Genomic DNA, 20,023 nt, shown 5'->3' on the forward strand with positions numbered 1-20,023 from the left:
CCCAGTACTGGGTATTTTTAAGATTTCCCCACCTAACATAAACAGGTTTACGGAACTAATAAGAAACCGGATTCAGAATAGTTTCTTCTTTTTCAAAAAACTATCAACAGCGAACTTTCCTGCCCCAAATGCTAATATTCCCAAGAAGACACATACATAAAGTAAGGGAAGTTCTTTCTTTCCAAATGGGTCATTCAAATGCGCATAAAACGCAGCAGTCAACATTGTTAGGATTAATGGAATCGTAGCAAGGCGGGTCTTGAATCCAATCATCACCAAAACTGCGCAGATTACCTCCGCAAAAATCGCCATTCCCAGGGAAATCTCTGGTCCTAAACCGAAGGGATCGGCGAATTTGACTGGTCCCTCACCAAAAAATCGTCCAATTTTCGGGATTCCGTGGGTGAGCATCATGGCACCCGCGCCAATCCTAATACCCAACAATGCCAGATCTTTCAAAACTGCGTATTTCATGTTTTCAAGTTTCATTGCTACAAACCTAAGCTAAATCAGAAATCAGTGAAAGCGCTTTTACAGAACAAATGAATACGAGTGATTATTTGGAAATCTGGCCTGAAACTATTCTGTCTTTTCCATTTAGGTCCTGTATTACTCTGACTTTATTATATCCCGATTCAGAAAGAAGGTCAGCGATATTACTTCCGTATCGCTCATTGATTTCAAAGTAGATTTTCCCGAATGGTTTGAGGAGTTTCATTCCTGTTTCAGCTATCTTTTTGTAAAAGATCAAAGGATCTCCATCTGAAACAAAAAGCGCGAGATGGGGCTCAAAATCAAGCACATTTTGATGCATTAACTTTTTTTCTTCAATTGGGATATAGGGAGGATTACTAACCAAAATATCCAATCCGGTTAGTTTTGGGGTTTCTAGTAAAATATCACATTTGGAGAAGGTCACATCTGCTTTCAGTTTTTTCGCATTGAATGTGGCAATCTCCAAGGCCTCTTCTGAAATATCCACTCCAAAAACTTCCGGTTCCTGCATCTCCAAAGCCAATGTAATCGGAACACATCCTGTTCCGGTACCAATATCCAGGATTCGAAGTTTGGGTTGGGGGTTTTCTTTGATAATCAAGTGAACCAGCTCTTCGGTTTCGTTTCTTGGTATCAACGTAGCCGGACTGACTTTGAATTCTCGTCCGTAAAAGGGCCCATGTCCCAAAATATACTGAATCGGTTCGCCGGTTTTTAGCCGTTCAAAGTCTCTCTTTAGCGCCTCTGGTAAATCTTTTTCTTCCAAAAAATTCATCATGTCCACTCTTCTCATTCCCAGGTGATGCTCTAAGAGCCAATTCACTAAAGTTTCCGCTTCAATTGGATCATACTGATTTAATTGAGTTGACAGATTTTTGACAAGTTGTAGGTAGGAAAGTGGCATTTTCAAAGGTAATCAGGGGAATCGTTTTGTCTGAATTTTAGCTGACATTCTGATCGAAAACTATTCCTCGACATTTCCCCTTACCTTTGTGGGGAGAATTTCCTTTCATGAAGCTACATAACAACACCATCCGCGGCGTACATACCGCACTTCAAGCCATCTTCGAAGAAGGCCAATACGCTGATAAAGTCATCGAGCGAACCCTCAAATCCAATCCAAAATGGGGTGCCCGTGACAGATCCTTTATCGCCGAAACTACCTACGAAATGGTTCGCTGGTGGAGGCTGATTGGTCATTTGAGCCCTTCCAAAGATTATTGGGATCTGTTTGGCACGTATTGGCTGATGCAGGGAAATCAGCTTCCTGAATGGGAGGAATTTGCCAGAATCAACCCAGACAAGTTGAAGGGCAAATATGAGTCAATCGAAGACCCTGCCATGCTGGAGTCTATCCCGGAGTGGCTCCATAAGTTGGGGAAAAGTGAGCTTGGAGATAAATGGGAGTCTGAAATCCATTCGCTTAATGAAGAAGCCGAAGTAGTGCTCCGTGTAAATACGCTGAAAACTACACGAGAGCGACTCAAAAATCAACTCGCCGCAGATGGCATTAATACTTACATCGTCAAAGGATATCCTGATGCGTTGGTTTTAGAGGAAAGAGAAAACGTATTTCGTCACCCCGCTTTCAAGGAAGGACTTTTTGAGGTTCAAGACGCGAGTTCTCAATTGGTAGCTGCGGCATTGGCCGTAGAGCCGGGGATGAGGGTGATTGATGCCTGTGCAGGGGCCGGAGGGAAGGCACTTCATTTGGCGGCCTTGATGGAAAACAAAGGAAAAATCTTGGCCATGGATGTGGAAGATTGGAAGCTTCAGCAAACTAAACTTCGGGCACGAAGAGATGGGGTCTCGATCATTGAACCCAAAGCTATCGAAGGTACAAAGACCATCAAGCGCCTAAAAGAATCAGCAGATAGACTGTTACTTGATGTTCCTTGCTCGGGGCTCGGAGTACTCAGAAGGAATCCCGATACAAAGTGGAAACTAAGCCTAGATTCCATCCAAAAAGTGCGGGAAACGCAACAGGAGATTCTTCAAAGTTACCCGTCAATGCTCAAGCCCGGAGGTCAAATGGTTTATGCTACCTGTAGTATTCTCCCTTCGGAAAACGAACTTCAAGTCAAGAAATTCTTAGAAAGCGAAGCAGGAAAGAACTTTGAATTGATCGAAGATCAAAAAGTATTGGCCCAGGAAAGCGGATTTGATGGATTTTACATTGCAAGGTTGCTGAAAAAACCCACTGCCGATTAAAGATTATTTCCATAATGGTTTCAAAATCAGCTTCATGTTTTTAATTTCAGTAAAAAAACTGAAATGAACCTTGAGCTGATTTTTTCAATTGTCAATACCACGGCATTCATTTGCTGGATATTTCTGTTTGTGCTGTATCATAAGCGTTGGGTTTTCCGAACGCTATTTTCGTTTGTTTTTACGGCGATGGCCTTGGTATACCTTTTTTTTATTCTAAAAGGATTGTCGGGAGGTGGAGGGGGTGGATTTGATACGTTAGCAAATGTCAAGTTGCTATTTACTAAAGATGAGGCGGTTCTTGCAGGTTGGATTCATTACCTCGTTTTTGATCTTTTTGTGGGCATGTGGATTTGTCATGATGCAGATATCAGGGGGATCAACCGATGGATACTTTTGCCCTGCTTACTGTTGACATTCATGCTTGGTCCCGTGGGTCTTCTGCTTTACATCCTAGTTCGAATGATTTATTTGAAAAAATTCCCTCAGGATCCCTATGCTTAAAGCCTTTTACCTTGAATTAAAACTAAGAAATGCCTTTTTAGCAAAATCCGGAATGTTTTGCTTTTTACTGGCGGCGATGCTGGTATTCTTTCCGTTAGTCGATCCGAGAGTACTACAAGGTGTAAATGTCTGGATAAAGCCATTGAAGTTTTTCGTTTCTGTAGGTATCTTTTTTTGGACAATGGCATGGCTGATGGCTCATTTGAATGAACCAGAGAAAGTAAAAAAGATAAGTCTTTGGGTTTTTATTTTGATGGTCATCGAGTTGACTTTGATCACTTATCAGGCTGCACAGGGCAAACTTTCCCACTTCAACATCAGCTCATTTTGGGATATTATGATTTTTCAGACGATGGGTGTAGCGATTCTGTTGAATTCATTGGTAGTGCTTTGGTTTTTCATCCTTTTTAGAAAAGTGAGTCATTTACCTTCAGGCTATGCCTTGGCAATCCGAATTGGTCTCATTATATTTCTGATAGCAGGATTTGAAGGATTTGTGATGGCAGGAAGGCTGGGCCATACTGTTGGCGCCACTGACGGACAGGATGGTGTTTTTCTTTTGGGTTGGGCCAAAGCCTACGGAGATTTGCGTGTTTTTCATTTTCTGGGTTTACATGCCCTCCAAATTCTGCCGCTATTGGCTTGGTTTTTCTGGAAAGACAACGCTAAAATCTCTGGAATAGTAGGCTTCGTTTATTTTATACTAAGCTCAACCACGCTTTGGTTGGCAATTCAAGGAAAAGGAATTTGGCCCTTTTAAATGATTGATTTCCAAAGCTTCTTCCAAAAAGAGTAACATTTACCTCGGTTTTCAATATTAATTTTGTTTTGGGCTGGGATGGCATTACTTTTTGTGTGTAACTTTGACGGGCAAATAGGGTTACCTACAACCAATATTTGCCATGAATACAAATTCCTCGAAGTTTCTTTACGAAGCACTCACCTACGATGACGTGCTTCTTGTCCCGGGTTATTCCGAAGTGCTCCCTCGCGAGACTAATACTTCGACCCAACTTACCAAAAAAATCAGATTGAATATTCCTCTGGTATCCGCCGCAATGGATACCGTAACTGAAGCCGAACTCGCAATTGCGATTGCGCTGGAAGGTGGACTTGGATTCATTCATAAAAATATGTCAATCGAGAAGCAAGCCGCTCAAGTACGCAAAGTAAAGCGATCACAAGCGGGTATGATTCTCGATCCTATTACGCTTCATATCGATTCCAAAGTTCGCGACGCGGAGACCATCATGCGAGAATATCACATTGGAGGCATCCCTGTGGTGGATGGTGATAAAGTGCTGAAAGGGATCATTACCAATAGAGATCTTCGTTTTATCAAAGATCAAAACCGTCTGATTCGTGATATCATGACGCGGGAAAATTTGATTACAGCAAAGTCAGGGATTTCCCTGGAACAAGCTGAGGAAATTCTTCAGGAATATAAAATTGAAAAGCTTCCAATCGTTGATGAGGAGTACAAACTTTCGGGTTTGATTACTTACAAGGATATTCTCAAAAGAAGAGACAAGCCTTATGCCTGCAAAGACGAATACGGTCGTCTTAGAGTGGGTGCGGCCGTCGGCGTGACAGCCGATATCGTAGACCGCGTGGAAGCGTTAAGAAATGCAGGTGTAGATGTGGTTTCCATTGATACAGCCCATGGACATTCCAAAGGCGTAATTGAAACCTGCAAAAGGATAAAGGCTGCTTTTCCTGATTTGGAAGTGATTGTGGGGAATATTGCAACTCCCGAAGCGGCCATTGCCTTGGCAGATGCAGGTGCAGATGCCGTGAAAGTGGGTGTTGGCCCAGGTTCGATTTGTACTACTCGCGTCATTGCCGGAGTGGGAGTGCCACAACTTTCGGCAGTATTTGAATGTGCTGAAGCCTTGAAAGAGCGTGGAGTCCCTGTGATTGCTGACGGGGGGATTCGCTATTCAGGAGATTTGGTCAAAGCAATAGCCGCCGGTGGAAGTTCCATCATGATCGGATCACTTTTGGCTGGAACTGAGGAAGCTCCTGGAGAAATGATCATTTTCGAAGGAAGAAAATTCAAATCTTACCGCGGGATGGGTTCTTTGGAGGCAATGGAGTCCGGTTCCAAAGACCGGTATTTCCAGGATGCTGAAGACAACATCAAAAAATTGGTACCAGAAGGAATCGTAGGTCGTGTTCCTTATAAAGGACTCGTGTCTGAAGTCTTGTATCAGCTAGTCGGTGGCCTGCAAGCCGGAATGGGTTATTGTGGCACTAAAACTATCAAAGACCTTCAGGACAACGGTAAATTTGTCAAAATCACTACTGCGGGTGTAAAGGAATCTCATCCGCACGATGTGAGTGTGACGAGGGAAGCACCAAATTATAGTTTGAAATCTTAATTTAAAAAAAGGCCAATTCCATTTAGGATTTGGCCTTTTAGATTTTTAATGGAGGTTATTTTTGAAATTGCTGAAAAAATCTGAATCCCATCTTTTATCCATTCACCTCAAAACTTACATCCCATTCATCCAGGATCCTCACAGATTTGGGAAATTCTTTATGAAAGGGATTGATTAGCAGATTATGTTCTTGAGGATAACTGGAAATAGGGATTCTAATAGAAGGGATTTTCAAAAAAGGCGATATCATTCCTTTTGCCCAGGTTGTACCAAACTCCTGCGTGGACCTTGGATACGGCCTGTTTTTCCAGTCAGCCGGAAGAAAATCAGCATCCAATTCAGGGATTTCCCCAGTCATTTCCATGATGACTAATTTCCATTTGCTTTGGGTCACGACCGGTCCCTTGATGCTGAGCAATTCCAGGAAATTGAGCGAACTCATCGCACAGGCATAGATCATCGGGGTGCCAAATTGATTCCATCGACCCGGTCCAATTGCGTAACCTAGACTGTCTCTTCCCGGTAAGTTTTCGATCAGCCGAAAATACCGCATGTCATAGGATATTTCCCCATGAGATCGCCTCCAATGCCTGATCCACCAAAGAAATCTGATAGGGATTTTTGAGGAGATAAGCGGGCTTTTGATTGCCCAGTGCGGTATTGGGAGTGTGAAGCCATTGGGAAAGCAACTCCTCCGTACCGAAAATCCGGATACCCTTGGCTATAATCTGATCCATCTCTAATAGATTTTTGGTGAGTGACTTACTGAGCTTTCGGTCTTCCTTTTTCCAGCGGAAAAGCGTACTTGGATCTACCTCCATCACCTCCGCAATGTCACTGTTGGTGAAATCCAAATAGTCAAAAAACTGCCCCGTCTCATGGAAATCCAAAACTGCCCCATAAGGCTCTCTGCTTTCATTTACTATAGCCGGTGAAGCCTGAAAAAAATGATAGGGCCGAATCCCGGTCTCAATTACTTCAGGATTGTCTGCCGAAAATCGAATCTTCCAAGTCTGGCTCATTGCTAAAATTCTTATGATCTCCAGAAAGTTACAAATAAATTTCTTATTTGCAATTTATAAAACTCCTATTTGCAATTTTTTTTACTTTTCCATTTTGGTTTTGATGTCGTTTAGGATTGAGGCTGCGTGGACGATACTGTTTTCGATAAAAAATTCCCGTGTATTCAATCCGCCACAAACTACTCCTGCCAAATAAACGCCCGGAACATTGGACTCTTGATTGGTTTGATCGTAGCAGGGTTGTCGTTTTTCGTCCAGACTCATTTCAACGCCCAATTGATTGAGAAGCGAAAAATTAGGTTTGTAACCTGTCATTGCCAACACCCAGTCATTTTCTATGGTGATTTCACCTTCAGGGCTTTCTATGACGACTTCGTGCAGGCGTATTTCCTTGACTTTGGATCGTGTAAACGCCTTGATAGATCCCTCTTTTATCCTGTTCATAATATCGGGGCGAACCCAATACTTCACATTTTCGTCCACCTCATCTCCAAGCAACACCATACTGACTTCGGCACCTTTTCTCCAGGTTTCCAAGGCCGCATCTACAGCAGAATTTGCCCCACCTACGACCAATACCTTTTGATTGATAAAAGGCCAAGGCTCTTTGTAATAGTGAAGTACCTTTGGAAGGTCTTCTCCGGGAATGTTCATCAGGTTTGGCAAATCATAAAACCCCGTTGCCAATACGAGTTTTTTGGAATCATATTCCCCTTTGGAAGTGCTGACATGGAAAATATCATCTTGTTTGTATAAGGTTTGAACTGCCTCGTATAAGTTTACCTTGAGTTTGAAATGAAAGAAAATCCTTCTGTAATATTCCAAAGCTTCCGTTCGGGTAGGTTTTACACCTACCGACATGAATGGAATATCAGCCATCTCCAGGCGGTCTGAGGTGGAGAAAAAAGTCATGTTGACTGGATAGTTGAAAATAGAATTGGTCAAAGCTCCCTTTTCCAAAATCAGATAATCCAAACCAGCCTTTTGAGCCTCAATACCGCAGGCAAGGCCGATTGGACCGCCGCCGATGATGATCAAGTCAAGTAACTTTTCCATAATATTTTACTTTGTAGTAGTCGTGAAGCTGATATTTCTATCTGAAAATATAGAAGGATTCCAATTAAAAGTTCGTTCCGTGATTTTTGTTTCACCGCGCCAATTTTTTAATACTGCTGTGGCTGAAACTGTACCGTAATTAGGCTGGATTCGGATCAATTGTGAAGAAAGTCCAACTTCCATCTGTTCAGGAACTCCTGTGTCAGGCAAGGTTTCAATCGAGTAAGTTTCATCGGATTTCAGGATTTGGAGTAGATTTTCGGCAGAGATTTCGGTTGAAAGCACCCTTGCCAATTGGCTTTTGGCTAAGTCTACTTTTGGCCAGGGATCATTGATCAAGCCATTGCTTAATCCATGAATCCCGGGTTGAATTTCCTGAATATCTTCAGCGTAATTGCTGAGGTAAAATAGCTTTTCGCTATCTCCAACCAGCAAATTAAAGCCTTCATATCGATCTTTTTCTTTGAAAACTTCCCTGAGGTAAGTTTCGGGCTCCAAGTTTCCCTCAAGATAAGTTTCCACAAGCTTACCTCTGCTTACTTCCCCTTTCTTAGGTTTGGAGAAATCCCTGTAATTCGTCAAAAGAGACCATTTCCCGTTGGGATGAAAACCCATCCAAGTTCCTCCCCCACGGAGATCTTTGCCTGCGATCAATCCACTTTTCCAAGAATGAAGTTCAGCAGTTGGTCGGTCAAAAAATTCATCCCGGTTGGCACTGATGACAAGTGGAAATTCATCATGATTTTTCCAGGAAATGGCTACTAGACACATACTTTAAATGTAAATAAAAGGGGCTGTTTTTCGGACAGCCCCCAATGGTGAATTAATCAACTTTTGCCTCTTGGAGACTTGGATAGTCTATAAAGCCTTTTTCTCCAACTGTATAAAATGTGCTCTGATCCCATTCAGCAAGGCTTGCGTTTTCGGCAAATCGCTCTGGCAAATCTGGGTTTGAAATAAACGGTTTGCCAAAAGCAACTGCATCCGCATCGCCATCCTCTATCACACGGTTTCCGCTTTCCTGATCGAATCCACTGTTGATGACCAAAGTTCCTTTAAATATAGGACGATATCGTTTGGCGATATTTTTCTCAGCAAAAGGGACTTCACTCACATCTGTAAATGGCTCAGAAAGATGCAGGTAGGCAAGATTGTAATCATTTAATTTTTTGATGATGTAATCGAAAGTCGGGATAGTTTCCTCATCCATTGTCATACCAAACACTCCGTTTAGGGAAGGATTCAGTCTTAGTCCAATTCTATTTTCAGGCATCACTTCTTTGATCGCTTCAATTACCTCAAATAGAATCCGAGCTCTGTTTTCGATGCTTCCACCATATTCATCGGTCCGATGATTGGAGGTTCCATTGAAGAATTGGTGAAACAAATAGCCATTGGATGAATGAATTTCCACTCCGTCAAATCCAGCTTCCATCGCATTTTTTGCCGCATTTTTGAAGTCAGCAATTGTCTGCTTGATTTCTGCTAAAGTCATGGCCTTAGCAGCAACTGTTTCTTTGAAGCCTTCAGGTGTGTAGGATTTTGAATGAGGATTGGTAGCTGATGCTGAAAGTGGCAATTCTCCATTATGAAAATCCGGGTGTGACATCCTGCCTACATGCCAAAGCTGAATGAAAATATGCCCACCTTCCTCATGGACCGCTTTTGTGACACTCTTCCAAGCCTCGGTTTGGGCTTCAGAATAAATTCCCGGAGTATTGATATACCCAACTGCTTGAGGCGATACTTGAGATCCTTCCGTTATAATAAGGCCTGCCGTGGCTCGCTGTCTGTAATATTCATCGTGAAGTTCAAAAACCTTTTTCGCTGGGTTGGCTGCCCTGCTTCTGGTCATTGGAGCCATCCAGACTCGATTTCTCAGTGTTAAATCGCCTACTTTGATCGGCTGTAAAAGTGGTTGATCGGTATTTTTCATACTAGTTGGTTATTCGTTTAAATTAGATGTATATACAATTAAAATTCAAACGTGATAGTTCCGAAGAAAGAAAAAATATAAATTGACTTCACCTAACCTAGATAGCAATGAACCCAAATTTAATTTTGATTACTGGCGCCGGAAGTGGCATTGGTCTACATCTGGCAGCAGCTCTTTTTGATAGGGGGTTCACGTTGCTTTTGGTTGACTTGAGCACACCTGCGATTGAAAAAAAGTTTAATGGGAGTTCAGCAGTCCATGTTATGACAGGGGATATTTCAAAAGCAGAAACTTGGAACCATGCCATTAACCTTGCTAAAAATTTGGGCCAGCCGATCTCACATTTAATCAATTGTGCGGGAGTTATTCGGCCGGGATTTGTAGCTGATTATGCCTTGGCTGATATTGATTTTCATCTCGACGTCAATACTAAAGGAACCATCCTGGGTACTTCGATCATCGGAAAAGAAATGAAATTTCAGGGGTTTGGGCATATTATTAATATTGCCTCTTTAGCTGGAATCGCTCCTGTTTCAGGCTTGAGTTTGTACACCGCCTCCAAATTTGCCGTACGAGGCTTTTCATTGGCAGCGGCTGCGGAGTTTCGTGATTTTGGGATCTTTGTTTCCGTAGTTTGTCCTGATTTGGTGGATACCCCGATGCTTACCACGCAATTGGATTATCCCGAAGAATCTAAATTATCATTCAGCGGCCCAAAAAAGGTGTTAAGACCAGAGGACATCACTCGTGTTATATTGGAGTTGATGGAAAATCCGCGTGTTCAGGTCTGTATTCCTGAGACGAGAGGGTTTCTTGCAAAAATTGCCGGAGCTTGGCCTAAAATCGGAGAGCTTTTTCGCGCCAATCTTGAATCAAAGGGACGAAAGGCAATTCAAAAAAGAAAGTAAACGGCAGGCAATCAGTATTTAACACTTTTTAATACGAAAATAATCGTACTTTTTTTGATAATACGATAAGCTTCGTATAACTTTGGTACGAAAGTAATCGTAGATACTGCCATGAACAAACCAACTGAATCAGAATTAGAAATTTTGTCCCTACTGTGGGAAATGAAAGAAGCCAGCGTCCGCCAAATTCATGAGCGCCTGGCCGAGACAAAGGATACCGGCTACACTACTACCTTGAAAACCATGCAAATCATGCATGCCAAAGGAATGGTAACCCGGGATGAAGAAAACAGGTCTCATATTTACCGCCCGAAGACTAATCAAAAGGAAACGCAAAACTCACTTTTGAAAAATCTGATGAGCACTGCCTTCGGAGGTTCATCAAAGGCATTGGTCATGCAGGCGTTGGGACAGGATAATCCTTCCAAGGATGAAATTGATGAAATCAGGGCGTTTCTTGACCAACTTGAAAATAATTAGCTATGAGACTTTTAAATGACTGGATATCAGAAAGTCTGCTGAATGCCTTGGGATGGGCTTTGGTTCATTCGATTTGGCAGCTCATTTTAATTGCGGCAGCTCTTTGGATTTTGTTGAAAATAGCTCACCGGGCAAAACCTTCCACTAAGTATGGACTTGCGGTAGGGGCTTTGGCCTTAGCGTTTGTAGTTTCAATGCTGACATTCGCATATCAATATGAGGCACAGCCCAGCGTTGCCACGCATATAGCAGCGAGTGGGGATCTTCAGATCTTCTTCGATAATTCGGCGATACTTTTGAGTGAATCGAAGTTTGAGTCAGGAATCCGGCAGGCTACTGATTGGATTGAGCAAAACATATTCTTGCTGGTTAACTTCTGGTTTTTAGGAGCGCTTTTATTTCTTTTCAGACTTGTCAATAGTTTCTCAGAAATACGGAGTTTAAGAAAATCCTCTTCTTCGGTGGTTGATTATCAGATTCAACGGGTTGCTTACCGTTTAGCAAACAAAATGGGTGTGAGCAGAGCGGTCCAACTGAAAATTAGCTCAGTGTGTATTTCGCCCCTCACCTTTGGAGCTTTCAAACCTATTATTCTGCTCCCTGTAGGCTTGCTGTTTCAGCTTTCACCTGCCCAGCTCGAAGCAATTATTGCACATGAATTGGCGCATGTGAAGCGCAATGATTACCTCGCCAACTTGCTTCTTTCGGTCATGGAAATCTTGTTCTTCTTTCATCCTTGTTATTGGTGGATCAACAATACTATAAAAGAACTCCGTGAAAATGCCGCAGATGACCTGGTCTTGAAATCTGGAATTGATCCCAAAAATCTAGCAACCAGCTTGGCGGAAGTCATCAATTTTGCACAGCAAAATCCACCCGAGTTGGCACTTGCCGCAGGCAAAAAAAGAAATCCAACACTTCAGCGAATCAAGCGGATACTAGGTTATCCCGCTCAAAATTATCCTCAAAACCCTATTATTTCTATCCCTATGTTACTTACCTTATTTCTCAGCGTCGGACTGATGGCAAGTGCCCAACAGGACGCTACTAAACAAACAAGCTTAGCCACTTCCAAAGCACCAATCGCTGTGATTGAGCCTACGTATCATGATCCTTTTGCTCAGGATACTGTCATTAAAAAATTCATTGAGCCAAAATCTACTGAAACCGGGTCGGGTAGTGAAAAAAACCGCATGGTTTTCTCCGATGACAATGGAAATAGGTATCAGATCATTGGCGATTTGTTGATTTCGGGAAAAGACACGATAGCACTCAGCCCCAAAGCAAAAGCTATGTTGGACAAATTGAGGGCTTTTGATTCTGAAAATATGCCTCATTTGGAGGTGCCTGCTGCCCCGATATTTCCGGTAGATATGGCTTTGGCACCCGTTCCAAAATTTGATTTTGAGGAGAAAATGCCAGTATTGGCAGCGTTTGGTCCTGCCCCTCAGATAGATATGTCTGAATTTCCCATGCCTGTTATGGACTTCGTGCCCCCGGTCATGCCCGTGATGGATATGTATTTTGAATTCCCATTCGACAAGGCCCTGACTTCATTTCCACTCGCTTTTGACACAACGAAAATGAGTAAGGATGAGAAAGAAAAATGGAAAAAAGAGGTAGAATTCAATTCCAAAGCATGGGCTAAAGAGGCCGAGGAAGTATCCAAAAAATGGGAGAAACACTCAGCAGAGTGGGAAGCCAAATTCGAAAAGGAATTTCAGCCCAAACTCAAAGAATTCGAAATCAAAATGAAAGAATGGGAGGCAGCAAATGGTCCTAGAATGAAGGAATTCGAACAGAAGATGGCAGAGTGGCAAGCTGCACACGAGCCTAAGATGAAAGAATTTGAGGCCAAGATGAACGAATGGCATAAAGCCAATAAGCCCAAGATGATGGAGTTCGAACTAAAAATGAAAGAGTGGGAAGCTGAGCAGAAACCTAAAATGAAAGAATTCGAGCAGAAAATGAAAGAATGGGAAGCCGCTCAAAAACCAAAAATGGAGGAGTTCCAACGAAAGATGGAAATATGGCAAAAGGAGCATCAGGCCAAGCTTCAGGAATTTCAAAAACTGATACAACAAGAACTCAAAAAAGATGACAATAAATAATTAATTGTGTGTTAATGCTTAGATAAAGACCTGTCCTTTGGGCAGGTCTTTTTTTATTTTTTTGACGGGAAATTCGCCCACTTTTTGATTTCTCAATGAAATCAATGGGAAATTCACCCACTTAATTGAAATCTCTGAAGTCAATTCCTTTTTTGAGATGTTCTTATTGCCGTAAAACGGCCTTTTTTATTTGAATATGGGGGTTTTAGGGACACTTTGTGGAGGAGCTTAACGCCTTGACTATCAATAAAAATTTCTTCGATTTTTTTGAAAAAACATTGGCTTGGATGAAACTTTTGTCTACTTTTAATTCAAAGTGGGAAAAAGTGGGGGAAAGTGGTAGAATGTGAAGTTCATTTTGCTACTTTTGTTTTTACTTCAAACTCATCAAATAGAAGAGTCAGGATATGTTCAATTGTCGATATGATTGTAAGCTGGATCCCAAAGGACGTCTGGTTTTGCCTTCCAAAATAAAGGGGGCAATACCGGAGGCCAATGGGAGTGCGCTTATGCTTCAAATGGCAGCTGACAAATGTCTTAAACTCTATCCGATGGTTGAGTTTCGAAAACTGGAAAGTCAGGTAAATGCGCTTTCGGATCACAATGAAGAGACTCGCAGATTGAAGCGATCTTTTTTCACTCGTATCACTGAGGTAGAACTGGACAGCGCTGGTCGCTTTTTGATTCCAAAAGCCTTTCAGGAATACGCAGGTCTCGATAAGGATGTGATTCTGGTTGGAGTAGGTAGCAAAATTGAAATGTGGAGTGCGGATCGGTATAAGGACTTTGTAATCGAAGACGATATCGAAATGTCACAACAGATGGAAAAATATCTCTCCTGAAGCTATGACATCTGCTAATTATCATATCCCAGTGATGCTCGCCCAATGCACTGAAGGCTTGGCTATTGACCCTAATGGGATCTATGTCGATGTGACATTTGGAGGCGGAGGGCATTCTCGAGAAATCCTGAAGCAATTGGACAAAGGTCATCTTTATGGATTTGACCAAGACATTGATGCATTGGCCAATGCGCCACAGGATGAGCGGTTCACTTTTGTGCAGGCCAATTTCCGGGATATTAAAAGATACTTGAGGCTGTACGGGGTAAAGAAAGTTGACGGAATACTGGCTGACTTGGGGATCTCCTCGCATCAGATAGATGTGCCGGGACGTGGTTTTTCGACCAGATTCAGTGGCGAACTCGATATGCGAATGAATCAATCCGCTGATCTAAGTGCCAAGGAGGTTTTGAATACCTACGATGAAGGAAAGCTTCACAAGATTCTTGGAATCTATGGAGAAGTAAAAAACGCAAAAACTTTGGCGCAGGCTATCGTGTCCGAACGAGCCCAGACACCTTTTGAAACGACGGAAGGATTTACTGCTTTTCTGAAAAAATATGCTCCCCGTGGCAAAGACTTCAAATATTACGCACAGGTTTTTCAGGCCTTAAGGATTGAAGTCAACGATGAAATGGGGGCTTTGGAGGAAATGTTGCTTAGCGCAGTGGAGCTACTGAAGCCTGAGGGCAGGCTGGTAGTGATGAGCTATCACAGTCTGGAAGACAGGCTCGTCAAAAACCTGATTGCCAAAGGCAAATTCCAAGGGGAGGTAGAGAAGGATTTTTACGGAAATCTCATCAGGCCCCTGGAGCCGGTTAGTAGGGGATCAGTCGTAGCAGGCGAGGCAGAAGTAGCCGCAAATCCAAGAGCAAGGAGTGCCAAATTGAGAATAGCGAAAAAGACAGGGAAATGAGTCAGAATACCTTTAAGAAGAAACTAAAGGCTGGGAATGCTCCAAAAAAAGCAGGCCCGGGGAAGACGATTTTCACTTGGATGGAAGATAAGTTGGACGTCAAAGGGATCCTGGGAGAAGGGGTACCTGTACAGCTTGTACCTCCTGTGGGCTTTCTGGTATTGCTTGCGCTGATCTACATTTTCAGCAATCATAGAGCTGAAAGTATGGTTCGGAAAATCGAAAAAGCCCAGCAGGAAGTAGAAGACCTTCGGGCTGATGTCACCACGCTGGAGGCAGAATATATGCAAAGCAGCATGCAGTCAGAAGTGGCTAAGCGAGTGGCTAAGCTTGAAATTTATGAATTGAATCAACCGCCGATCAAAATCGAGGTAAAAAAGTGAATATTAAACGCTCCATAGTGCTCCGAGTGAGGGTGATTTTCATCCTGGTTGCTTTGGCTGCCTGCGCGATCCCGTACAAGATCGCCGTGGTGCAGGTAAGGGAGGGAGAGAAATGGAGGGCAAAAGCCGAGCAAGTCAACTTCCAATACCGGGAAGTGCCAGCCACACGGGGAAACATCTATGCCACAGACGGGAGCCTCTTGGCTACCAGCTTACCCTTTTATCGGGTAGCGATAGACCCGACGATGGCCAAGGATTCCAAATTCAAGTCAGGAATTGATTCACTTGCCAGAAACTTGGCCGGATTTTATAAAGACAAGTCTGCCACGGCTTACAAGCGTATGATTCAGGATGCCAGGGGAGACAAAAAGCGCTTCCTCATCCTCAACAGAAAGCAGATTGGCTATCAGGATATGCAAAAAATGACCGCATGGCCGATTTTTAGAGAAGGCCGCTTGGGTGGTGGAGTGATTTTCGAAAAAGTAGAAAAGCGATACAGACCTTTTAATTCATTGGCAAGCCGAACTGTCGGCTTTTTGAATGAAGACGACTACGGTGCAGGAATCGAATACAGCTTCAATAATTACCTCAAAGGAAAAGATGGAAAAGCCTTGTTTCAAAGACTGGCCGGAGGAATTTGGAAGCCTGTTTTTGACGCGGAGGATATCAAGCCTGATAACGGCTACGACGTATTTACCACTTTGGATGTAAACATTCAGGATGTAGCGGAGACTGCGCTGAGGAGACAACTGACTGACAGAAATGCAGCTTTTGGTTCCGTGATTGTGATGGAAGTAAAGACAGGCCACATCAAGGCAATGTCCAATTTGCAGCGCAACAAGAGTGGCCTGGGCTATTCCGAAAGTTACAATTATGCAGTAGGGGATATCGGAAATACCGAGCCTGGATCGACTTTCAAGTTGGTCTCGATGTTGGCGCTTTTGGAAGAAAACAAAATCAGTCTGAATGAGACAATCGAAACCGGAAACGGTGCGCACAGATTCTACAATCAGACGATGTATGATGCCAAAAATGGCGGTTATGGCACAATCACCATTCGGGAAGCCTTCGAAAAATCGTCCAATGTGGCGATTTCAAAGCTGGTAGATATGCACTTTGGATCCAGTCCATCCAAGTTTATGGCTTACATGGATAAAGCCGGTATTGCCGAGCCATTCGATCTGCAGCTTACAGGGGAAGGAAAACCATTTTTCAAAAAGCCGGGGTCAAAAACCTGGTACGGAACCTCGCTTCCATGGATTTCCATTGGATATGAATCCAAGGTTAATCCCATCCATACCTTGGCACTTTACAACGCAGTGGCAAATAACGGAGTCATGATGAAGCCGCTGTTTGTAAAAGCAGTAGGTAGAGGCAATACATTGATGGAGAAGTTTGAGCCTCAGGTTTTGAGAAAGCAAATCGCCTCTGAAAAAACGATAAAGCACCTTCAGGAGCTTTTGGAAGGGGTGGTGTTGAGAGGCACAGCAAGAAACATCCTGAACGATAACTATAAAATCGCAGGAAAAACCGGGACAGCACAGAAAATCGTCAACGGGAAATATACCGAAACCTACTACACCAGCTTTGCGGGATATTTTCCTGCTGATCGACCCAAGTACAGCATGATCATCGTGATCGATAGTCCCAAAGGTATTGCTGCATATGGGGGCGATGTATCTGCTCCGGTTTTCAAAGAAATCGCAGATCGAATCTATGCTTTAGACATGGAATTGAATCCGGTGGATCAGTCCAAGATTTACATGGCTGAAAATCAAATCAGCAAAATGCCTTACATCAGTGCCGGAAAAGGGGAGGAGCTTCAGGGGATTTTTGATGAATTGGGTATCAAAGTGAAAAGCCCAGGCACCGAAGATTGGGTGAAAGCTTCCCTGATCTCTGAAAATTTTGATTTGAGAATCAATGAGACTGAAAAGCCGACTGTGCCGGATGTCTCAGGTATGCCACTTCGAGATGCACTTTTTGTCCTGGAAAATAAGGGGCTTAAGGTGAACTACAGTGGCAAAGGTCGTGTGGTGGAGCAATCGCTAGCTCCGGGCACACAGCTTAGCCCAAATGCAACAATCAACTTGGTATTAGGATGAAAGTGCTCAAGGACATATTGTATAAAGTATCACTGACCTCGACCATCGGAGACATGGAGATTCGGGTGAGCAGTATTGTCTTTGACAGTAGAAATGTGATGGCAAGAAGTGCTTTCGTTGCTATTGCGGGAACTCAGGTAGACGGACACGAATTCATTGCCACTGCCTTAAAAAAAGGGGCAACGGTCATCATCTGTGAAAAACTTCCTGAGGAAATCACTGAGGGAATAACCTATGTCCAGGTGGTGAATTCCGCGAAAGCATTGGGCATTATCGCCTCTAACTTTTTTGATAATCCTTCGGAAAAAATCAAGGTTGTCGGAGTAACGGGCACCAACGGAAAAACCACTACCGTGACCCTATTGCATCAGCTGTTTGTTGCGATGGGCTACAGCACGGGATTGCTTTCTACAGTAGAAAATAAGATAAACGAGGAAGTCATCCCGGCTACCCATACTACACCGGATGCGGTCAGTGTGCAGGCCTTGCTTCGCAAAATGGTAGATGAAGGCTGTACGCATTGCTTCATGGAGGCAAGTTCACATGCGATTGTTCAGGAGCGGATCGCAGGATTAAAGCTCGCAGGAGCTGTTTTCACCAATATCACCCACGACCATCTCGACTATCACGGGACCTTTGATGAATACATCAAAGCCAAGAAAAAGCTGTTTGATGAGCTTCCGAAGGATGCTTTTGCATTGGTAAACGGAGATGACAGACGTGGCTCCGTCATGCTTCAAAACTGCAAGGCGGCACACCACACTTTTGCATTGAAGACTTCAGCAGATTTTAAGGCAAAAATTATTTCGAATACACTCGAAGGACTCGAGCTGGATATCAACGGCAAACAGATCTGGTTCCGGATGATCGGAGCATTTAATGCTTACAATTTGCTTGGAGCCTTAGGTGTTGCCTCGCTTTTGGGAGAGGATGAAGATGAAGTCCTTCGTGCGCTGTCGGCCATCAAAGGGGCAAAAGGGAGATTTGACAGAATATCCATCGGCGGGATCATCGCAATTGTAGATTATGCCCATACGCCGGATGCGCTGGACAATGTCCTGAAAACCATCAACGGTGTTCGCACTGGCAACGAACAACTGATCACCGTGGTCGGCTGTGGAGGCAATCGGGACAAAACCAAGCGTCCCATCATGGCCAAGTTGGCGGTAAGCGAAAGCAATAAGGCCATTTTCACCTCAGATAATCCCCGTTTCGAAGATCCTATGGCGATACTTCGGGAAATGCAGGCTGGAGTTGGGCCTTCAGAGGTCCGAAAAACCCTGACTATTGAAGATCGACGAGAAGCGATCAAAACAGCCGTGATGCTTTCCAAAAAAGGAGATATCATCCTGATTGCGGGAAAGGGACACGAAGATTACCAAGAAATCCAAGGAGTAAAACACCACTTTGACGATGCGGAAGTCGTGACTGAGATTCTAGAACAATTGACGAGAAACTGATATGTTATACCCCATTTTTGACTACTTAGATCGAGTATTGGACATTCCGGGAACGGGTGTGTTTCGCTACATCTCGTTCCGTGCGGGTATGGCAGCGGTTTTTTCACTGATCATTACCATCACATTTGGCGAAGCCATCATCAACTGGATCCGCAGAAAGCAAATCGGAGAGACTGTTCGTGATTTGGGATTGGAAGGTCAGGCGCAGAAAAAAGGAACCCCTACCATGGGTGGTTTGATGATGATCGCTGCAATCCTGATTCCAACCCTCCTGTTTGCGAATCTTAACAATGTCTACATTATTCTTTTACTGATTTCCACGGTTTGGCTGGGATTGATTGGGTTTTTGGATGATTACATCAAAGTATTTCGCAAAAACAAAGATGGACTTAAAGGCCGATTCAAGATCATCGGTCAGATCGGAATCGGAATTATCGTGGGGGCTACGCTCTATTATAATGATGATGTAGTTATCCGTAAGTTTTCCACTCCGGTTTCCATCGAGGAAGGGATTGTGGAGACCCCATCATTTCAGGATGTAAAAGCGCTACGGACTACCATTCCTTTTGTTAAAAACAACGAGTTGGACTATGAGCGTGTACTTGGGTTCATGGGAGAGTCCATGGTTCCGGTTCTTTATATTTTGGTTGCAATTTTCATCATTACAGCGGTCTCCAATGGAGCAAACATCACAGATGGAATTGACGGTTTGGCGGCCGGAACTTCTGCAATTATCGGCTTAGCAATTGCGATTTTCGCCTATCTGAGCGGTAACGCCATCTTCTCCCAATACTTGAATATCATGTACATCCCCAATTCCGGGGAGCTCGTGATTTTTTCAGCAGCTTTTATCGGCGCATGTATTGGGTTCCTTTGGTACAATGCCTATCCGGCGCAGGTTTTCATGGGCGATACAGGCTCATTGATGCTTGGAGGAGTGATTGCGGTTTTGGCTTTGACGCTTCGCAAAGAGCTTCTGATCCCGATCACCTGTGGAATATTCCTGATCGAAAGTGTGAGTGTCATGCTCCAAGTGGGCTATTTCAAATACACTCGAAAAAAATACGGTGAGGGACGCAGGATTTTCCTGATGTCTCCTCTTCATCATCATTACCAAAAGAAAGGAATACCTGAAGCGAAAATTGTGACCCGCTTCTGGATCGTCGGCATTTTGCTGGCAGTGATCTCCTTGGCCACTTTGAAACTGAGATAGTAA

20 protein-coding genes are annotated in these 20,023 nt (G+C 43.5%); 13 read left to right on the forward strand and 7 right to left on the reverse strand.

Annotated features, from left to right (window positions below; translation table 11 throughout):
• Positions 1-72 precede the first annotated feature (72 nt).
• Positions 73-474: a DoxX family protein gene (locus tag Q8M62_RS13715; protein ID WP_304900912.1), complete on the reverse strand. Its 402-nt coding sequence runs from the start codon at positions 472-474 to the stop codon at positions 73-75.
• 82 nt (positions 475-556) lie between these two features.
• Positions 557-1,399: a peptide chain release factor N(5)-glutamine methyltransferase gene (gene prmC, locus Q8M62_RS13720; RefSeq protein ID WP_304900911.1), complete on the reverse strand. Its 843-nt coding sequence runs from the start codon at positions 1,397-1,399 to the stop codon at positions 557-559.
• Between the two features lie 107 nt (positions 1,400-1,506).
• Here prmC and Q8M62_RS13725 point away from each other — a divergent pair, with 107 nt between their 5' ends.
• The 4 genes from Q8M62_RS13725 (at position 1,507) to guaB (ending at position 5,588) form a co-directional block, all read left to right on the forward strand.
• Complete coding sequence (locus Q8M62_RS13725; protein ID WP_304900910.1) at positions 1,507-2,706, forward strand: class I SAM-dependent methyltransferase; 1,200 nt, start codon at positions 1,507-1,509, stop codon at positions 2,704-2,706.
• 63 nt (positions 2,707-2,769) lie between these two features.
• Complete coding sequence (locus Q8M62_RS13730) at positions 2,770-3,207, forward strand: ABA4-like family protein (protein ID WP_304900909.1); 438 nt, start codon at positions 2,770-2,772, stop codon at positions 3,205-3,207.
• Positions 3,200-3,967 (forward strand): hypothetical protein, encoded by a 768-nt coding sequence (locus Q8M62_RS13735; protein WP_304900908.1) that lies wholly within the window; start codon positions 3,200-3,202, stop codon positions 3,965-3,967. Before Q8M62_RS13730 ends, Q8M62_RS13735 begins: the two co-directional genes overlap by 8 nt.
• 142 nt (positions 3,968-4,109) lie before the next feature.
• On the forward strand, positions 4,110-5,588 hold the full coding sequence (gene guaB, locus Q8M62_RS13740; protein ID WP_304900907.1) for an IMP dehydrogenase: 1,479 nt from the start codon (positions 4,110-4,112) through the stop codon (positions 5,586-5,588).
• 94 nt (positions 5,589-5,682) lie between these two features.
• Here guaB and Q8M62_RS13745 read toward each other — a convergent pair whose 3' ends face one another.
• The 5 genes from Q8M62_RS13745 to Q8M62_RS13765 all read right to left on the reverse strand — a co-directional run bounded on the left by Q8M62_RS13745 (position 5,683) and on the right by Q8M62_RS13765 (position 9,602).
• Positions 5,683-6,141: an RES family NAD+ phosphorylase gene (locus Q8M62_RS13745; RefSeq protein WP_304900906.1), complete on the reverse strand. Its 459-nt coding sequence runs from the start codon at positions 6,139-6,141 to the stop codon at positions 5,683-5,685.
• Position 6,142: 1 nt separating this feature from the next.
• Complete coding sequence (locus tag Q8M62_RS13750) at positions 6,143-6,610, reverse strand: antitoxin Xre/MbcA/ParS toxin-binding domain-containing protein (RefSeq protein WP_304900905.1); 468 nt, start codon at positions 6,608-6,610, stop codon at positions 6,143-6,145.
• An 81-nt stretch (positions 6,611-6,691) separates the two neighbouring features.
• Positions 6,692-7,666 carry a YpdA family putative bacillithiol disulfide reductase gene (locus Q8M62_RS13755; RefSeq protein ID WP_304900904.1) on the reverse strand — a complete coding sequence of 325 codons (975 nt, stop codon included), beginning with the start codon at positions 7,664-7,666 and terminating at the stop codon, positions 6,692-6,694.
• Positions 7,667-7,672: 6 nt separating this feature from the next.
• Complete coding sequence (locus Q8M62_RS13760; RefSeq protein WP_304900903.1) at positions 7,673-8,437, reverse strand: NRDE family protein; 765 nt, start codon at positions 8,435-8,437, stop codon at positions 7,673-7,675.
• 52 nt (positions 8,438-8,489) lie between these two features.
• A complete protein-coding gene (locus Q8M62_RS13765) occupies positions 8,490-9,602 on the reverse strand; it encodes an alkene reductase (protein WP_304900902.1) in 1,113 nt (370 codons plus the stop codon).
• 107 nt (positions 9,603-9,709) lie between these two features.
• On the opposite strand from Q8M62_RS13765, the gene Q8M62_RS13770 reads away from it, so the two are divergent.
• From Q8M62_RS13770 to mraY, 9 genes are all read left to right on the forward strand, one after another.
• Entirely contained in the window at positions 9,710-10,510 is an 801-nt protein-coding gene (locus Q8M62_RS13770; RefSeq protein WP_304900901.1) for an SDR family oxidoreductase, read from the forward strand.
• 111 nt (positions 10,511-10,621) lie between these two features.
• Entirely contained in the window at positions 10,622-10,990 is a 369-nt protein-coding gene (locus Q8M62_RS13775) for a BlaI/MecI/CopY family transcriptional regulator (protein WP_304900900.1), read from the forward strand.
• 2 nt (positions 10,991-10,992) lie between these two features.
• Complete coding sequence (locus Q8M62_RS13780; protein WP_304900899.1) at positions 10,993-13,101, forward strand: M56 family metallopeptidase; 2,109 nt, start codon at positions 10,993-10,995, stop codon at positions 13,099-13,101.
• A 407-nt stretch (positions 13,102-13,508) separates the two neighbouring features.
• A complete protein-coding gene (gene mraZ / locus Q8M62_RS13785; RefSeq protein ID WP_304900898.1) occupies positions 13,509-13,943 on the forward strand; it encodes a division/cell wall cluster transcriptional repressor MraZ in 435 nt (144 codons plus the stop codon).
• 4 nt (positions 13,944-13,947) lie between these two features.
• The gene (gene rsmH / locus Q8M62_RS13790; RefSeq protein WP_304900897.1) at positions 13,948-14,859 is read left to right on the forward strand and encodes a 16S rRNA (cytosine(1402)-N(4))-methyltransferase RsmH; all 912 of its coding nucleotides are present in this window, start codon (positions 13,948-13,950) and stop codon (positions 14,857-14,859) included.
• Entirely contained in the window at positions 14,856-15,242 is a 387-nt protein-coding gene (locus Q8M62_RS13795) for an FtsL-like putative cell division protein (RefSeq protein WP_092730156.1), read from the forward strand. Before rsmH ends, Q8M62_RS13795 begins: the two co-directional genes overlap by 4 nt.
• Entirely contained in the window at positions 15,239-17,347 is a 2,109-nt protein-coding gene (locus Q8M62_RS13800; protein ID WP_304900896.1) for a penicillin-binding protein, read from the forward strand. The genes Q8M62_RS13795 and Q8M62_RS13800 overlap by 4 nt, the downstream gene beginning before the upstream one ends.
• Positions 17,344-18,807, forward strand: coding sequence for a UDP-N-acetylmuramoyl-L-alanyl-D-glutamate--2,6-diaminopimelate ligase (locus Q8M62_RS13805; protein WP_304900895.1), 1,464 nt, complete (start codon positions 17,344-17,346; stop codon positions 18,805-18,807). The genes Q8M62_RS13800 and Q8M62_RS13805 overlap by 4 nt, the downstream gene beginning before the upstream one ends.
• 1 nt (position 18,808) lies before the next feature.
• Entirely contained in the window at positions 18,809-20,020 is a 1,212-nt protein-coding gene (gene mraY, locus Q8M62_RS13810; protein WP_305352365.1) for a phospho-N-acetylmuramoyl-pentapeptide-transferase, read from the forward strand.
• Positions 20,021-20,023: the final 3 nt, after the last annotated feature.

The sequence above is a fragment of the Algoriphagus sp. genome (assembly GCF_030694375.1).
GTDB lineage: Bacteria > Bacteroidota > Bacteroidia > Cytophagales > Cyclobacteriaceae > Algoriphagus.

Bases quoted from the DNA above. Each gene is read 5' to 3' on its own strand.
- Q8M62_RS13770 (WP_304900901.1), top strand. From the start codon at position 9,710: ATGAACCCAAATTTAATTTTGATTACTGGCGCCGGAAGTGGCATTGGT.
- Q8M62_RS13795 (WP_092730156.1), top strand. From the start codon at position 14,856: ATGAGTCAGAATACCTTTAAGAAGAAACTAAAGGCTGGGAATGCTCCA.
- Q8M62_RS13750 (WP_304900905.1), bottom strand. From the start codon at position 6,610: ATGAGCCAGACTTGGAAGATTCGATTTTCGGCAGACAATCCTGAAGTA.
- Q8M62_RS13715 (WP_304900912.1), bottom strand. From the start codon at position 474: ATGAAATACGCAGTTTTGAAAGATCTGGCATTGTTGGGTATTAGGATT.
- mraZ (WP_304900898.1), top strand. From the start codon at position 13,509: ATGTTCAATTGTCGATATGATTGTAAGCTGGATCCCAAAGGACGTCTG.
- guaB (WP_304900907.1), top strand. From the start codon at position 4,110: ATGAATACAAATTCCTCGAAGTTTCTTTACGAAGCACTCACCTACGAT.
- Q8M62_RS13745 (WP_304900906.1), bottom strand. From the start codon at position 6,141: ATGCGGTATTTTCGGCTGATCGAAAACTTACCGGGAAGAGACAGTCTA.
- rsmH (WP_304900897.1), top strand. From the start codon at position 13,948: ATGACATCTGCTAATTATCATATCCCAGTGATGCTCGCCCAATGCACT.
- Q8M62_RS13765 (WP_304900902.1), bottom strand. From the start codon at position 9,602: ATGAAAAATACCGATCAACCACTTTTACAGCCGATCAAAGTAGGCGAT.
- Q8M62_RS13805 (WP_304900895.1), top strand. From the start codon at position 17,344: ATGAAAGTGCTCAAGGACATATTGTATAAAGTATCACTGACCTCGACC.
- Q8M62_RS13730 (WP_304900909.1), top strand. From the start codon at position 2,770: ATGAACCTTGAGCTGATTTTTTCAATTGTCAATACCACGGCATTCATT.
- Q8M62_RS13780 (WP_304900899.1), top strand. From the start codon at position 10,993: ATGAGACTTTTAAATGACTGGATATCAGAAAGTCTGCTGAATGCCTTG.
- Q8M62_RS13725 (WP_304900910.1), top strand. From the start codon at position 1,507: ATGAAGCTACATAACAACACCATCCGCGGCGTACATACCGCACTTCAA.
- Q8M62_RS13735 (WP_304900908.1), top strand. From the start codon at position 3,200: ATGCTTAAAGCCTTTTACCTTGAATTAAAACTAAGAAATGCCTTTTTA.
- Q8M62_RS13760 (WP_304900903.1), bottom strand. From the start codon at position 8,437: ATGTGTCTAGTAGCCATTTCCTGGAAAAATCATGATGAATTTCCACTT.
- Q8M62_RS13775 (WP_304900900.1), top strand. From the start codon at position 10,622: ATGAACAAACCAACTGAATCAGAATTAGAAATTTTGTCCCTACTGTGG.
- Q8M62_RS13755 (WP_304900904.1), bottom strand. From the start codon at position 7,666: ATGGAAAAGTTACTTGACTTGATCATCATCGGCGGCGGTCCAATCGGC.
- mraY (WP_305352365.1), top strand. From the start codon at position 18,809: ATGTTATACCCCATTTTTGACTACTTAGATCGAGTATTGGACATTCCG.
- prmC (WP_304900911.1), bottom strand. From the start codon at position 1,399: ATGCCACTTTCCTACCTACAACTTGTCAAAAATCTGTCAACTCAATTA.